The organism is Bradyrhizobium sp. AZCC 2289 (assembly GCF_036924615.1).
Taxonomy (GTDB): Bacteria; Pseudomonadota; Alphaproteobacteria; order Rhizobiales; family Xanthobacteraceae; genus Bradyrhizobium.
The window spans coordinates 8,107,865-8,122,483 of sequence record NZ_JAZHRY010000001.1; the positions used below are offsets into that span (position 1 = coordinate 8,107,865).

At 59.8% G+C, this 14,619-nt stretch carries 9 protein-coding genes and 3 pseudogenes; 11 read left to right on the forward strand and 1 reads right to left on the reverse strand.

The genetic code is table 11. From position 1 onward, the window contains the following. Positions 1-147 precede the first annotated feature (147 nt). The 10 genes and pseudogenes from V1289_RS38210 to V1289_RS38250 all read left to right on the forward strand — a co-directional run bounded on the left by V1289_RS38210 (position 148) and on the right by V1289_RS38250 (position 11,392). Entirely contained in the window at positions 148-1,221 is a 1,074-nt protein-coding gene (locus tag V1289_RS38210) for a tartrate dehydrogenase (RefSeq protein ID WP_334404078.1), read from the forward strand. A gap of 281 nt (positions 1,222-1,502) precedes the next feature. Further along, a pseudogene (locus V1289_RS38215) lies at positions 1,503-1,817 on the forward strand (IS110 family transposase); the annotation flags it as partial. A gap of 392 nt (positions 1,818-2,209) precedes the next feature. Next, positions 2,210-2,455 (forward strand): hypothetical protein, encoded by a 246-nt coding sequence (locus tag V1289_RS38220; protein ID WP_309183646.1) that lies wholly within the window; start codon positions 2,210-2,212, stop codon positions 2,453-2,455. Positions 2,456-2,553: 98 nt separating this feature from the next. Beyond that, a pseudogene (locus V1289_RS38225) lies at positions 2,554-2,703 on the forward strand (CBS domain-containing protein); the annotation flags it as partial. Next, the gene (locus V1289_RS38230) at positions 2,675-2,899 is read left to right on the forward strand and encodes a hypothetical protein (protein WP_334408035.1); all 225 of its coding nucleotides are present in this window, start codon (positions 2,675-2,677) and stop codon (positions 2,897-2,899) included. The pseudogene V1289_RS38225 and the gene V1289_RS38230, both read left to right, overlap by 29 nt. Further along, on the forward strand, positions 2,871-3,170 hold the full coding sequence (locus V1289_RS50035) for a DUF934 domain-containing protein (RefSeq protein ID WP_442896118.1): 300 nt from the start codon (positions 2,871-2,873) through the stop codon (positions 3,168-3,170). The genes V1289_RS38230 and V1289_RS50035 overlap by 29 nt, the downstream gene beginning before the upstream one ends. Positions 3,171-3,448: 278 nt before the next feature. Further along, positions 3,449-6,655 carry an efflux RND transporter permease subunit gene (locus tag V1289_RS38235; protein ID WP_334404080.1) on the forward strand — a complete coding sequence of 1,069 codons (3,207 nt, stop codon included), beginning with the start codon at positions 3,449-3,451 and terminating at the stop codon, positions 6,653-6,655. A gap of 14 nt (positions 6,656-6,669) precedes the next feature. Beyond that, on the forward strand, positions 6,670-7,935 hold the full coding sequence (locus tag V1289_RS38240) for an efflux RND transporter periplasmic adaptor subunit (RefSeq protein WP_334404082.1): 1,266 nt from the start codon (positions 6,670-6,672) through the stop codon (positions 7,933-7,935). A 310-nt stretch (positions 7,936-8,245) separates the two neighbouring features. Next, positions 8,246-9,829: an efflux transporter outer membrane subunit gene (locus V1289_RS38245; RefSeq protein WP_334404084.1), complete on the forward strand. Its 1,584-nt coding sequence runs from the start codon at positions 8,246-8,248 to the stop codon at positions 9,827-9,829. A gap of 483 nt (positions 9,830-10,312) precedes the next feature. Continuing rightward, positions 10,313-11,392, forward strand: a complete 1,080-nt coding sequence (locus tag V1289_RS38250) for a catalase family peroxidase (RefSeq protein WP_334404086.1) — start codon at positions 10,313-10,315, stop codon at positions 11,390-11,392. A gap of 290 nt (positions 11,393-11,682) precedes the next feature. On the opposite strand, the pseudogene V1289_RS38255 reads toward V1289_RS38250, so the two are convergent. After that, a pseudogene (locus V1289_RS38255) lies at positions 11,683-12,791 on the reverse strand (IS110 family transposase). A gap of 267 nt (positions 12,792-13,058) precedes the next feature. On the opposite strand from V1289_RS38255, the gene V1289_RS38260 reads away from it, so the two are divergent. After that, the gene (locus tag V1289_RS38260) at positions 13,059-14,567 is read left to right on the forward strand and encodes a porin (RefSeq protein WP_334404088.1); all 1,509 of its coding nucleotides are present in this window, start codon (positions 13,059-13,061) and stop codon (positions 14,565-14,567) included. The last annotated feature ends 52 nt before the right edge of the window (positions 14,568-14,619 follow it).

The following is a 14,619-nucleotide window of genomic DNA, read 5'->3' on the forward strand; positions in this document are numbered from 1 at the left end:
TCGGCAGGTCGGCTGAATTGGTAAGCGGCCGGTGGTGTGATGGTCAACATTGCAGTGCAGCGTTGCGCCACGGCAAGGATTGGTCCATTGCAAGGCCATCAAATAAGCGGCATTAGCGGCGCGGCGAGTTATCTTAAGGAAATCCCAATGAGCAAAAAGCAGTATCGGATCGCGGTCATTCCCGGCGACGGCATCGGCAAGGAAGTGGTCCCGGAAGGCCTGCGCGTGCTGGAAGCGGCCGCGAAAAAGCACGGCGTGGCCGTGCATTTCGACCATTTCGACTTCGCGTCCTACGACTATTACGAAAAGCACGGCGAGATGATGCCGGAGGACTGGAAGGCACAAATCGGCAAGCATGACGCGATCTATTTCGGCGCGGTCGGCTGGCCCGCAAAAATCCCCGATCACATTTCCTTGTGGGGCTCGCTGATCAAATTCCGCCGGGAATTCGACCAGTACGTCAATTTGCGTCCGGTGCGGCTGATGCCCGGCGTGCCGTCGCCGCTTGCGGGCCGCAAGCCCGGCGATATCGATTTCTGGGTGGTGCGCGAGAATACCGAAGGCGAATATTCCTCGGTCGGCGGGCGGATGTTCCCGGACACCGACCGCGAATTCGTCACGCAACAGACCGTGATGACCCGCATCGGTGTCGACCGCATCCTCAAATTCGCGTTCGATCTGGCGCAGTCACGCGCGAAGAAGCACCTGACCTCGGCCACGAAATCCAACGGCATTTCGATCACCATGCCGTATTGGGATGAGCGCGTGGAGGCGATGGCCAAAAGCTATCCGAAGGTGAGGTGGGACAAATATCACATCGATATCCTGACCGCGAATTTCGTGCTGCACCCGGACTGGTTCGACGTCGTGGTCGGCTCCAATCTGTTCGGCGATATCCTGTCCGATCTCGGCCCCGCCTGCACCGGCACCATCGGGATTGCGCCATCGGGCAATATCAATCCGGAAGGTAACTTCCCGTCGGTGTTCGAGCCCGTGCACGGCTCCGCGCCCGATATCGCAGGCCAGGGCATCGCCAATCCGATCGGCATGATCTGGTCGGGCGCGATGATGCTGGAGCATCTCGGCGAGAAAACTGCGGCGGCCTCGATCGTCGGCGCCATCGAGCGCACCCTCGGCGAACGCACGCTGCGTACCCGCGATCTCGGCGGCAATGCGGATACGACCGCGTGCGGCAAGGCGGTGGCGGACATGGTGGAGTAGGGACTTCTTTCCTTCTCCCCCTGTGGGAGAAGGTGGCGCGGACGAAGGCCGCGCCGGATGAGGGGTCTCTATCCGCGGAAAGAACCCTTGTATCTGCCCATTGAGCAAAATGTGCGATGGAAGCGACTGAGCGCTTTGGCCGGTGGCCACCGGCCAAAGCGCGCGGCGATGTCGCCCGATACCCCTCCGGCAACAACCGTGGGTGAGCCTGGGATCTTCGCCGTTGTCACGCACGACCGAACAGTCGCTGGATCACGATCGCACGAACAAGGCAGGTTACCGTGATGAGGATCATTTGTGGAGTGGATGTTTCGAAGGCCAGGCTCGATGCGTGCATTGAGCCCGGGGCGGTCTTCGCGAGTTTCGACAATAGTGCCGCCGGGATCGCCGAGTTGGCGGCATTCTGCCGTCAGCATCAGGCGGGACTGGTGGTGATGGAAGCGACCGGGGGTTATGAACGCCTGGCGTTTTTGTCGTTGTGGGAGGCGGGTCTGTCTTGCGCCCTGACCAATCCGCGCAGCGTCCGCCGCTACGCCGAGTCGATGGGAGTTCTCGAGAAGACCGACCGGCTCGATGCCCGCGTCATCGCCCGCTTCCCGGAATGCCGCGAATCCTTGGTTGCAGAGGACTAGGGCAATGTGTGGCCGGTTACGGCCTTGAAAGCAGGTCGGCTTCGGGCGCGCGCGGACTTGGATGCGAGTTGGCGGCGAATGATCCTTCGCGCATAACGCAAGCGACATCAGCAGCGGTTTTACTGAAGCAATGCTGACAGGCGATCATCTAACATTCCTTCTTTTGCGGTTCTTGCCGATTTCAATTCGAATTTAATGCCTTAAAAATCAATTTAATGGTCGTCCCGTGCATCGTTCTTATCTTTCTCGTTAGCGCTCGCGCGCAGCTCGATGATCCGATTTCGAGTGCTGCGGGCATCCAGTTTTGGCGACGGAGAGCAGTCAATATGAGGCTCCCGCAAACGAGGAGCCAAACGATGAAGACGAAATATCTTTTGGCGGCGCTGCTGCTAGTACCGTCACTCGCTACGCCGGCTACGGTTCAGGCGCGAACGCACGAAAGCAGGATTCCGTCGCAGACATTCGGCATCGAGGGCCGCGAGGTCGCGGCTCCGCCTTGGAGCGCTGCCTGTATGACCGACCACGGCCCGAGCCAATGCGACGAGCCTATGTGGGTCTACGGAAGCCCCGACTATGTCGCGCGATTCAAGAATGCGTTCTGACATTGACGGGAGCTGGGAGCAGGCCATCTGAGGGAGTATTGAGATGCAAGTTCGGAGACATCTTGCGCAAGAAAATCGCTCGCGTTGCGACGGGTCTAATGAACGAAACCGTCGTCGTTGCCGCCCAAGTTGATACGCGCCGACAATATGAGCGCCCTTGTGGTTAAGGATGTTGCCGGACTCAGGGCAACACCGCGGTTGGTATGTTTACGGAACGCGATGTCGTCGGCGCAGTTGTCGAGCACGGCGGACGACGCGGCATTGCCTTCGGGCCCCTGTATTTTGATTTTGAACCTGTCTCGCTTGAAGCAAGACGAGGCCGTTCGAACTGCACCGCATCTGCGTCTCGGCGTCGCCCTGCCGGTTGACCAACCGGCAGAGGTTCTGGCGCCCTATCTCGACCGACTGTCTCTCGTTGCTGTCAATTTCCCCGACGTTTCGTGACGAGCGCGGTTTTACTCAGGCCCGTAGCCTGCGCGAGCGCCTGGCGTTTTCTGCCGAGATCAGAGCGACGGGCAACATCCTACCGGACCAGTGCGCGTTTCTCCTGCGCAGTGGGATCAGTACCGTCGAGACGCAGGATGGCGCAGACCCTGCGGCATGGCAGAAAGCGGCGGACCGCTTCTCCTTCGGCTATCAGCCCTCCGTACTCAAAGAGCCGGTCCTGTCAGGCCTTCGCCGAACGATACGACTTGGCGTGCCGCGGAATACCTAATCGCAGTCGATCGGAAAATAGGATCTGATCCTGCGACCACTCAGAACAATATGAGCAACCCTAAACCAATATTTAATCGCGCAAATAGACCCGCGACCTAGATAACGTTCCGGGCAACCACGCAACGCTTGTCCCCCGAGGCGACATTATGCGGTCCACGGCGTCGGCTGGATGTGGACCGTCCATCATGATGCGCTCGTTTGTGGGGAAATCTTGCGCCCAAAGAATATGTCAACGCGGAAAGAGCAATCGTCGGACGGGCCGGAGGGGCTATACAAATGTGGATTGTTCAGGTAGCCCTCAAGCGGCCCTACACGTTCATCGTGTTGGCATTTCTCATTGCGATCTTCGGTTCGTTGTCGGCGCTACGGACACCGACCGACATATTTCCCAAAATCAATATTCCTGTCGTCAGTGTCGTCTGGACCTATTCCGGGCTGCTGCCGAAGGACATGTCCGACCGGGTCATCTACTATTACGAACGCCAGCTGACCTCGCAGGTCAACGGCATCGAGCATGTCGAGTCGCAGTCGCTGAGCGGCTACGGCGTCGTCAAGATCTTCTTCCAGAAGGGTGTCGACATCGGGGCTGCGCTCGCTCAGGTGACCGCCGTATCGCAGACCGTCCTAAAGCTCCTGCCGGCTGGCATCACTCCACCCTATGTCCTCAGCTACAATGCCTCGAGCGTGCCGATCCTCAATCTGGCGCTCTCGAGCAAGAAGCTTCCCCAAGATCAGCTATTCGATCTTGGCCAAAATTCCATTCGCCCGCAGCTCGCAACCGTAAATGGCGCCGCCCTGCCTTCCCCTTATGGCGGCAAAATTCTTCAGGCTCAGGTCGACCTCGATCAGCGGGCGATGCAATCGCACAATGTGTCGGCCGACGATGTCGTCAACGCGATCTCCGCGCAAAATTTGGTCCTTCCAGCCGGTACACAAAAGATCGGCAAATTCGAGTGGAACGTTGGCCTCAATGCCAGCCCAACTGTGCTGGACCGGATCAATGACCTCCCGGTGAAGAAGGTCGACGGCACAGTCATTCATGTCCGCGACGTCGCCTATGCGCATGACGGCTCGCCGCCGCAGACCAATATCGTTCGGGTTAATGGCGCCAAGGCCGTGCTGATGTCGATCCTGAATGCCGGGTCGGCCTCGACTCTGGACATTATCGCCGGCGTCAAGGCGCGGCTGCCCAGGATCGAGGCGGGATTGCCGTCTGGGCTCGACCTCCACACCGTTGGTGACCAGTCGCCCTTTATTAGGGCCGCCGTCACCGGCGTGGTTCGCGAAGGCGCCATTGCGGCGGCGTTGACCGGATTGATGATCCTGCTGTTCCTCGGAAGTTGGCGCTCGACCATCATCATCATGATCGAGATCCCGCTCGCTATTCTATTTTCGCTCGCCACGCTGTCGTTGTTGGGCGAAACGATCAATGTGATGACGCTCGGGGGGCTCGCGCTTGCGGTTGGAATCCTGGTCGATGACGGCACCGTCACCCTTGAGAATATCAACTGGCATCTCGAACAGGGCAAGTCGCTGGAATCGGCAATCATGGACGGAGCCCGGCAGATCGTCGTTCCTGCCTTCGTCACACTGGTCTGCATCTGCATCGTGTTCGCACCGATGTTCCAGCTTGCCGGCGTCGTCGGCTATCTGTTTAGGCCGTTGGCGGAAGCCGTCGTTTTCGCCCTCCTCGGCTCGTTCCTGCTGTCCCGCACCTTAGTCCCGACGCTGGCGAATTATTTGCTGCGTGTGTCGCACCTTGCCCACGGCGCCGATGGTTCCGCATGCCCGGCCGCTCCATCGCGAAATCCGCTGAAGCGTTTCCAACTCGGATTCGAGTATCGGTTTGAGCAAATCCGCGACGCCTACCACAGATTTCTCTCCGGCGCTCTCGGGCGTCCCAAGTTGTTTGTCGCCGGATTCCTGGCTTGTACCGTGTCGTCGTTCGTCCTGGTGCCGTTTCTCGGGCAGAATTTCTTTCCGTCGGTCGATGCAGGGCAAATCCTGATCCATGTGCGCTCGCAGGCAGGAACGAGAATCGAGGAAACCGCGAGCCTGTGCCACGAGGTCGAGCAGAAAATTCGTCAGATGATCCCGCCGGATCAGCTCGCGAGCACCGTGACCAACATCGGACTGCCGATCAGCGGCATCAACGTCGCCTATAGCAACACCGGCACGATCGGTCCCTCGGATGCCGATATCCTCATTTCGCTACACGAGAACCACTCGCCGACGGCCTCCTACGTCAAGCGGTTGCGGACCCTGCTGCCACAGGCATTCCCCGGCACAACGTTCGCATTCCTTCCGGCCGACATCGTTACGCAGATCCTTAATTTCGGCCTGCCGGCGCCGATTGATCTGCAAGTGATCGGAACGAAGCAGGAAGCCAATTACGCGTATGCGACTGACCTCCTCAAGCGCATCCGCAAGGTGCCCGGGATCGCCGACCTGCGCATCCAGCAAACCTACAGCTATCCGCAAATCAATGTTGCGGTCGATCGGACGCTTGCGGACGAGGTCGGGCTGAGCCAGCGCGACGTCGCCAACAGCCTTCTGGTCACGCTGTCCGGCAGCGGTCAGGTGAAGCCGAATTTCTGGCTCAATACCAAGAACGGCGTTTCCTACCCGATCGTGGCGCAGGTGCCGCAGTACCGCATCGACACCATGTCCGATCTCGCCAATGTTCCGATCACGTCCGATAAATCCGGAACGCCGCAATATCTCGGCGGGCTGGCCGACTTTTCCTTCGGTCCGAGCGCGGGAGTCGTATCGCATTACGACGCTCAGCCGGTGATCGATATCTACGGCGCCACCCAAGCACGGGATCTTGGCGCGATCGCCTCCGACATCCGCCGCATTATCAGCGAGACCAAAAAGGACGTCCCGCCCGGCTCCTATGTGGCGCTGCGCGGGCAGGTCCAGACGATGACGAGCGCCTATGACCAGCTCTATCTCGGCCTGCTCGGCGCGATCGTGCTGATCTATCTGGTGATCGCGGTCAATTTCCAATCCTGGCTCGATCCGCTCATTATCATTTCGGCGTTGCCTGGGGCACTCGCCGGCATTGTCTGGATGCTGTTCATTACCGAGACGACGTTGTCGGTTCCTGCTCTGACGGGGGCCCTGATGTGCATGGGCATCGCGACAGCAAACAGCATTTTGCTGGTCAGTTTCGCGCGCGAAAAGCTCGAGGAAGGTTTGGACGCGACAGCCGCTGCGCTCGAAGCCGGGTTCACCCGTTTTCGACCGGTGCTGATGACCGCCCTTGCGATGGTCATCGGCATGCTGCCCATGGCATTCGCGATGGGTGAAGGCGGCGAGCAGAACGCTCCGCTTGGGCGAGCCGTCATCGGCGGGCTACTCGTTGCAACGTTGGCCACGCTGTTCTTCGTTCCAACGGTGTTCAGCCTTCTGCATGGCCGCCACACTCACGCGCCCGAGGGCGGACCGCCTTCCGAGCAGACCGCGGAACCTGCCACCTGAATGGGAGAAACGATGTGTCGGAACACGGCGACAAGGCTCAAGAATCCATCCCGGCGAAGCCGCGGCCACGCAAGATGCCGCGACTGCTCAGCGTAAGCGCCGTCGTCCTTGTGATGGCGGTCGCACTTGATGGAATCTTACTTCGTCAGTCGCAAGAGAAGGCGGTCGCTGCATGGACCGATGCTGCCGCGATACCGACTGTCAACATTGTTCATCCCACCAAAGGCGCGCCGGAGCAGCAAGTCGTCCTGCCGGGCGATATCCATGCCTGGTACGAAGCGCCGATTTACGCGAGGGTCAACGGCTATCTGAAGAACTGGTACTTCGACTTCGGCGCTCAGGTGAAGAAAGGTCAGGTGCTCGCGGATATCGAGACGCCGGAAATTGACGCCCAACTGACGGCCGCCAAGGCCAAGCTCAATGCGGCAAGCGCCGCGGTCAAGGTTCGGGACGCCGAAGCCCAGTTCGCCAAGACGACCTACGAGCGCTGGCGGGACTCGCCGCGCGGCGTGGTATCGGTCCAGGAACAGGACGCGAAACAGGCGGACTATCAGAGCGGCATGGCGCGCCTCAACGCGGCCAAAGCCGATATGGTTATGGCCCAGGCCGATGTTGATCGCCTGGAATCGCTGCAAGCCTTCAAGCAGGTGATCGCCCCCTTCGATGGCGTTGTGACCGCGCGCGAAACCGACATCGGCGCGCTCATCAATGCCGGTAGCAATGGCACGGCGCGGGAACTGTTCAGCGTTGCGGACATTCACAAGGTGCGCATCTACGTCAAGGTGCCCCAGCGGCAGGCCGCAAACATTCACCGGGGCCTGACGGTCGAGCTGCGCCTGCCGCAATATCCGGGCAAGGTCTTTACGGCCAAGGCCACGACGACTTCACGCTCGGTCAACATGTCGTCGCGAACCCTGCTGGTCGAGCTTCAGGCAGACAATCCGGATGGGCTGCTTCAGCCAGGCACCTATGTCGAAGCTCAGTTGAACCTTCCGAGCGATCCCAGCACCATGCTGATGCCGGCCAGCGCGATATTGTTCCGGCAAGATGGTCTGGAAGTCGCCGTGATCGGCGACGACGAAAAGGTCACGCTGAAGAAGATCAGTTTGGGTCGGAACCTTGGCGTCCAGGTCGAAGTGACGGGCGGTCTCATGCCGACCGACAGGGTCGTCGATAGCCCGCCCGATTCGCTTGGATCCGGCGACGTCGTGCGCATTGCCGGCCATCCCGCCCCAGGCAACGCGCCGGATGGGTCAGAAAAGGAAGCTGAAGCGAACTAGAGCTGGGCTTGCGTCGGCCACGCACCCTCCCGTCAGATTGCGATCATTGACGGAAAGAATTGTGGTAGAGTTTCGAAGGGGGCAAGACCGGATAGACGATGGAGATGTCGCGCAGGCCGAATCTTGCCCAAGGCAGGTGATAAGGTTGCGTGAACCTTAGCAGCTAAATCGTCTTTGGAATGAAGGTTGATGGGCATGAGCCCAGTGGTCGGCCTTCGGGGGAGTGAGTCGGAGAACGTCGCGACGTGAAAGCGTCGGAATGAAATGAATCCAGATTTGTCGAAGCCTTTGATAATGGCGGGGGGACAATATGAGTTCACTCCTTTCCAGGCGGGTATTTAGAGGTTGGATTGCGTGCTGCGGAGCCGCAGGTCTGTCGGCTTGTTCCGTAGGCCCTGATTTCCAGCTTCCCGAAACGGGGCTTCCGGAACGCTACCTCGCTAGTGTGAACACCAGTAAGACCGCCCCGGCCTCCGAGCTCGTGGCAAGCGTCAATCTCACGCAATGGTGGCGCTCCTTCCGGGACCCTCAACTTGTTTCGCTTGTCGAGCGGTCAATCGCGGCCAATCCCGATATCGCGATCGCGCTTGCGCGATTGCAGCAGGCCCGTGCTCAGCAATTCGTCGCGATTGGCGCGGCTCTTCCGAAGGGCTCGTTGTCGTCGGGCGCTGCTGTTGGAACCGGCACCGACAATACTCGCGCACGCATCGCGGACACGCTGCATAGTGCGGCCAATACGACCGGCTATAATCACATAAACGAAGCCGGCGGCTTCGATGCCGCGTGGGAGCTCGATATCTTTGGCAAGCTGCGTCGCGAGATCGAGGCCTCCCATTTGGATGCACTGGCGGCCGCGAAGGCCCGCGACGCGGTTCTCGTATCGGTCATCGCCAACGTTGCTCGCGCGTACATCGAGCTGCGGGGTTTTCAGGCGCAGGCCGCTGTAACCCGCAGCAACATCGAATCTGCCCGGCGGCGTCTCCAGTTCGTGCAGGACCGCTTCAACCAGGGACTCACCAACGAGCTCGATGTGACGCTGGCGCAACGCCAGCTGGCCGCCTTCGAGGCCGGCCTCGGACCGCTCACGGGCCAGGTCCAGTCAAGCCGCTACGTCATCGCCGCCTTGCTCGGACAGTATCCGGAGACGTTGGCGAAAGAACTCAGGGCGGATGGACCCGCTCCACGTTTTCCGGCCAAGGTTCCGACCGGGCTGCCGGTCAGTCTGTTGCAGCGGCGTGCGGACATCCAGCAAGCGGAATTTGAGATAGGGGCCGCGACAGCCCGCATGGGATCTGCAATCGCCGATCTTTTCCCGCGCGTGGCTGTGACAGGTGCCGTGGGCGGGCAGGGCGGTCCGCGTGCAGCTACCGGAACACCCATTACGTTCATCGGCGGGATTGGTCCGGCGCTCTACTGGCCGGTCCTGGACTTCGGGACCCTGGATGCGCGTATCGAGGTGGCTGACTATCGGGCCCGCGAAGTGCTGCTTCGATACAAGGCGAATGTGCTAGGTGCCGTGCAGGAGGTAGACCAGGCGATTGCGGGTTACAACGCCGAACAGAGTCGGCTGAACAGCCTTTCCCGCGCCCGCGGTGCCGCGCTTGACGCAGTCAGGCTTTCGACCGAGCGCTACGAGAGAGGTCTGACAGACTTCCTCAACGTCCTCGACGCCGAGCGACAGCGGTTTGAAATCGAAGCCCAATACGAGATCTCCCGGCGGGTGGCAGGCGTACAGTTGGTCGCGCTCTACAAGGCACTCGGTGGCGGATGGGAAAACTACCAGGCAATTCCGCCCATCCGGCTCCCAGAGCCCGCGATCGCCGCCGCGGCACGGGAATCCAACGGACTGCGTCCGATCTCGACAGATCCGGGTTTATCGCAGGCCCAACCCTGATGCGCTGATCGATGCTTTTTTGAACTCGAATCTGGTGAGGCCTGCGCGTTCGCTTCTTACAGGAGTTCGTCGTTTTATTCTGAACGGCGCGCCAGTTTCTGTCAAAACCGCAACGTCTTGGCTGCCTCACCAGGCTCTCTGCTGATCCGTAGCAAGCTTTGGCAACCGGTAAGTCAGTCCCAGTGTGTGCCGAAAATTAGTTCAGATTCTGCAATACTTATGGTGAAGGCCGCCAAGGACAGGTCGTGAGACGACGGCGCCGAGGCGCTCAATCGCGCAATGGATCGGCACCTTTGAGACATGCCGACTGCGTCGAGCAATGTCCGAGTTCGACGTCTCAAATCGCTTTCATCCAAAGACAACGGCCGTCAAATCAGGCTCAAGAATGAATTCGTATTTAATTGGCAGGTCCGCGCGGGCCGCTATCTCCCGTGAGTCACACACAGTGCAACCGATGAAGTCATCGCAAAACAGGAGTGTTCAATGTCCAATGGAAATGAAGGCCACAGCCGCAGGCAGGTCCTTACGACAGTCGGAAGTTTATCAATTGCGGGAGCGATGGGACAAGCCATCGCCTCGTCATCGCTCGTATCGCCAGCGGCGGCCGCCCAGCCGAACAGCGAGATCGCGGAAAAGACCTTCGAAGCGACCGCTGACAACGTCGTGAATACGCTCGAAGCAGCTTACGGCGTCAATCGAGGCAAGCGGCGAAATCATACTAAGGGGTTCGGAGCGCTGGGCATATTTGTCGGCGCACCGGAGGCAGCGGAATATTCGCGCTCGCTGCTATTTTCCGGACAGGAGATCGAGGTTGTCGCGCGGTTTTCCCTGGCTGGTGGTGATCCTGAAGCCTCTGATACGGAAAAAAGTCCGCGGGGGCTTGGCCTTCAATTCCGGCTGCCGGGCGGCAGTCTGCATCACATCACGATGATTCACACGCCGATGTTCTTCGCAACGATGCCGAAGACATTTCTCGATAAATTCCTCGCGCTGAGACCGGACCCCGCAACCGGGAAGCCTGATCCCGAAAAATTTAAGGCGTTCCTCAACAGCCACCCCGACAATACGTCGCAGTTTCATTTCCTCCAGACCACCAACCCACCGCCAAGCTATGCCAACTGCTCCTTTTACGGCATTCACACCTTCAAGTTCGTCAACAGGGATAACAAGGTCACCATGGTCCGGTGGCGCTTCGTGCCGCATGATGGTGAAAAACAGCTCTCCGATGCCGAGCAGAAGTCCATGCCGCGAGATTTTCTCGAAAAGGCATTCATCCACCGCACGCATCGGGGTCCGGTGCGATGGGACATGCTGGTGACAATCGGCCAGCCAGGCGATCCCGAGGACGACCCGACAATACTGTGGCCCAACAATCGAAAGGAAGTAAGGGCTGGAACATTGACGCTTTCGTCAGCAATGCCAGACCCCAAGGCTGGAAGTTACAAGATAAATTTTGATCCGCTAATGATGGCCGATGGGATTGAGGCGACCAACGATCCAATTCTTCTGTTTCGTTCACCATCCTATGCGGTGTCGCACACCAGAAGGCTGCGCGACCTGTAACCAATCGGGAGCCGCCCCATCTCGTTCGTCCGCTCGGACGAAATAATCGAATGGGCGCGGCGACTTCCGAAAGTGGTACTTGTCGGACGTGGCGCGATGTCCGACTTGAGTCCGTAATGCGCTTCAAAGCGGACATTGGGGCTCGCTGAGCGCTGTTCGATACTTCGCAGGCATAGCGCGAAAAGGCCGTTGGACCTTGCATCCAGCGGCCACCGGGCTCAAAATCAATTGGCTATGAATGGACCCGCCGCGGTGCTCATAGACTTCATAGCGCCAGCAGCAGGCGCGAATCACAAAATGCCTTCCGGCGAAGGAAAAAAGGAACTGCGGCGACGCGACCACACTCTTCGGCGCTTGGACGTCGTCTCCTCCGTCTTGACGCACTCGAAGGCGCGTCCCTTGTTGAGAACGGCCCGGGGCCAGCTTGTTGGCGAGCGCAATCGCCAGCACGTTGGGTGCGATCGTTTCTTGGCGGCTTCGATCCAAGATTTGAGGCCATAGCGCTCCCAACACTTTACCCTGACCAGCACAACCCACGCGGCTTGCACGAACAGAACGCGCAGGTAGCGATTGCCGCGCCTTATCTATTGCCGAGGATCGTGCGGTCACCGGTCGATATCTGCTTCGGCACCAGTCCAAACCAGGCGCCGAAGTCGCGGGCCTTCGAGAACACGTCTCCAGTTCTGATCGCGGCCACCATTGCGCTCGAGATGATCGGGCCAATGCCGGGCACCGTCATCAGTCGCTCGCAGGCCTTATCTTGACGAGCCAGCGTTTCGATCTCGCGAGATAGGCCCTCGATACGCTCATCCAGCCGGCGCCAGTCTCCCGCCAGACCCTCGATAATGCGCAACATGCGAGGCGAGAGCACATCGGTGCGCTTCGCGAGGATACCCGGCAACTCCGACCGCAGCGAACGCAGGCCTTGCCGCACGGCGATGCCCCGCTCCAGCAGGAACGCACGGATCTGATTGATGACGCCGGTACGCTGACCGACCAATCGCTCGCGCACGCGGTGCAGCGCCTGCAGGTCGAGCTGGTCGGCGGTCTTGGTCGCGACGAACTTCATGGTCGGGCGTTGGACAGCCTCGGCGATGGCTTCCGCATCACGGAAGTCATTCTTCTGTCCCTTCGAATAGGGGCGCACGTATTTCGCGGGCATCAGTCGGGCGTCGTGGCCGAGCATTTGGAGCTTGCGACTGAGATGATGCGCGCCGACGCAGGCCTCCATACCGATCAAGCACGGCGGCAGGTTGGCGAGCCGCGTTTCCACCTGGCCGCGTGACCACTTCTGCCGCAGCACGATGGCACCGCGGTGATCATGACCCACGATGTGGAACGAGTTCTTGCCGATATCGACGCCGATCACGGCGATCACTGCGTTGAGTTTCTGAGACATGGCGTGCTCCTTGTCTTGAGTGCCCTTTGCCAGTTTCTCGTGCTGGCAGGGCCGGAGCACGGCCGGACCATTTCATTAGCTGACCCTCATCGGCGGTCGCCCTACAGCAACTGTCGCCGCCGAACCCCTTTGGCCCTTTGAGATGACTGTGGCTCGGTTGCCACTCGCATCGGAATTTTTTGTCGTCGCTGCATATGGCGCCGACTTTGTCTTGCCAACCAACTTTACCATCCTACAATTATGCATTGTTGAGCCAGGGAGGCTCGCATGGCAAAGCTCGGCATTTTTGCTGCAGTGATCCTCGCGGCCGCTGGCGCCTTCTGCGGGGTGGAGGCGCGGGCCGCCGACGTCGTCCCGACGGGGGCTTCCGCCGCAACGGCGGCTTCCGCGCCCAAGCCGTGCACCGACGGTTGGAGCTTTATTGCCACGGACTGCCAGCTGACCTGGCGGGGCATCACGGTCTACGGCACGATTGACGCGGGGTTCGGCTGGCAGAGCCACGGCGCGCAGTGGGACCCACGATCCGCTGTCGGAGCCTCATACTTAATCCAGAAACAGAACAACTCGGCGCTGTGGGGCCCTGCACCCAACGCGTTGTCCAATTCATTCATTGGAATCAAGGGAACTGAGCCGATCGGCGGGAACGTCTCTGTTGTCTTTGCTCTGGACGCCGGCTTCGACCCGTATTCCTTGCGATTCTCCAGTGGACCGGGAGCGATTGCTGCGAACGCCGGCATCCCCCAAAACTTTGCCACCGCCTACTCCGATTCAAGCCGAGCGGGCCAGTGGTTCAACGGCCAGGGTTATGTCGGCGTCAGTTCTCCGACCTATGGCACCCTGACCGTTTTCCGACAGAACTCGCTGACCCTGGATGCTGTCTTCGACTACGATCCGTTCGGCGCCTCTTACGGCTTCTCACCCATCGGCTTTCAGGGAATAACCTGCGGCGGCGGCAATACCGAAAACTGTAGAAACTCGACGTCACTGAAATATCGGATCAACGTCGGCCAGTTCCGGGCGGCGGCACTGTGGCAGTTCGGCGGCTACGCCCAGAACAATGCCTCCGATGGAGCATACCAGTTCCAGGCCGGCGGCGATATCTCAACGTGGGGCATAGGTGTGCTCTCGCTCGACGCAATTTACAGCCATGTCAGAGATTCCGTGTCACTCGCACTTGCGCCGGGAAGCAATAACGCCAATGGCGTGCCGATACCCCCGTTCCTGCCACAGACGCTCACAGCGACGATCTCCGACAATGAAGCCGTGATGCTTGTGGCCAAATACACCAACGGACCGCTGAAGGTGTACGCCGGTTACGAACATATTCGATATATGGCGCCCAGCAATCCGCAGACCGCTTTTACCGATATCTCGGGAAGCTTTCTTTGTATGGGTTGTGATGCGGTCAACAACACGAATATCAACAATACCGCCTTCGGCGTGAACGGTCTTGGTAACAAGACTTTCCAGGTCATGTGGGCCGGCGCCAAGTACGCTGTTACCGAAAATCTGGATGTGATCGGCGCCTATTACCACTACATCCAGAATTCCTATTTCGGCACCCCCGCTGCTGGGCCCGCCTTCTGCTCCGACAGCTCGCACCCGCAATGCGCCGGGACGTTCGACGGGATCTCTGCCGCTATCGATTGGCGGTTTGCACCAAAGTGGGATGTCTATTCCGGGATCATGTTCACGCAGGTGAATGGCGGATTGGCCTTCGGCTTTCTCCAGCGCAACAACATCGCTCCCACGGTCGGATTGCGGTTCCGCTTCTGAAAGCCGGCCACGACCGATCTGTGGCTGTGCTTCGGACGGCGGCGCTGAAGCC

Excerpts from the sequence above, each read along its gene's own strand:
- V1289_RS38210 (WP_334404078.1), top strand. The coding sequence starts at position 148 with ATGAGCAAAAAGCAGTATCGGATCGCGGTCATTCCCGGCGACGGCATC.
- V1289_RS38220 (WP_309183646.1), top strand. The coding sequence starts at position 2,210 with ATGAAGACGAAATATCTTTTGGCGGCGCTGCTGCTAGTACCGTCACTC.
- V1289_RS38230 (WP_334408035.1), top strand. The coding sequence starts at position 2,675 with ATGTCGTCGGCGCAGTTGTCGAGCACGGCGGACGACGCGGCATTGCCT.
- V1289_RS38235 (WP_334404080.1), top strand. The coding sequence starts at position 3,449 with ATGTGGATTGTTCAGGTAGCCCTCAAGCGGCCCTACACGTTCATCGTG.
- V1289_RS38245 (WP_334404084.1), top strand. The coding sequence starts at position 8,246 with ATGAGTTCACTCCTTTCCAGGCGGGTATTTAGAGGTTGGATTGCGTGC.
- V1289_RS38250 (WP_334404086.1), top strand. The coding sequence starts at position 10,313 with ATGTCCAATGGAAATGAAGGCCACAGCCGCAGGCAGGTCCTTACGACA.
- V1289_RS38260 (WP_334404088.1), top strand. The coding sequence starts at position 13,059 with ATGGCAAAGCTCGGCATTTTTGCTGCAGTGATCCTCGCGGCCGCTGGC.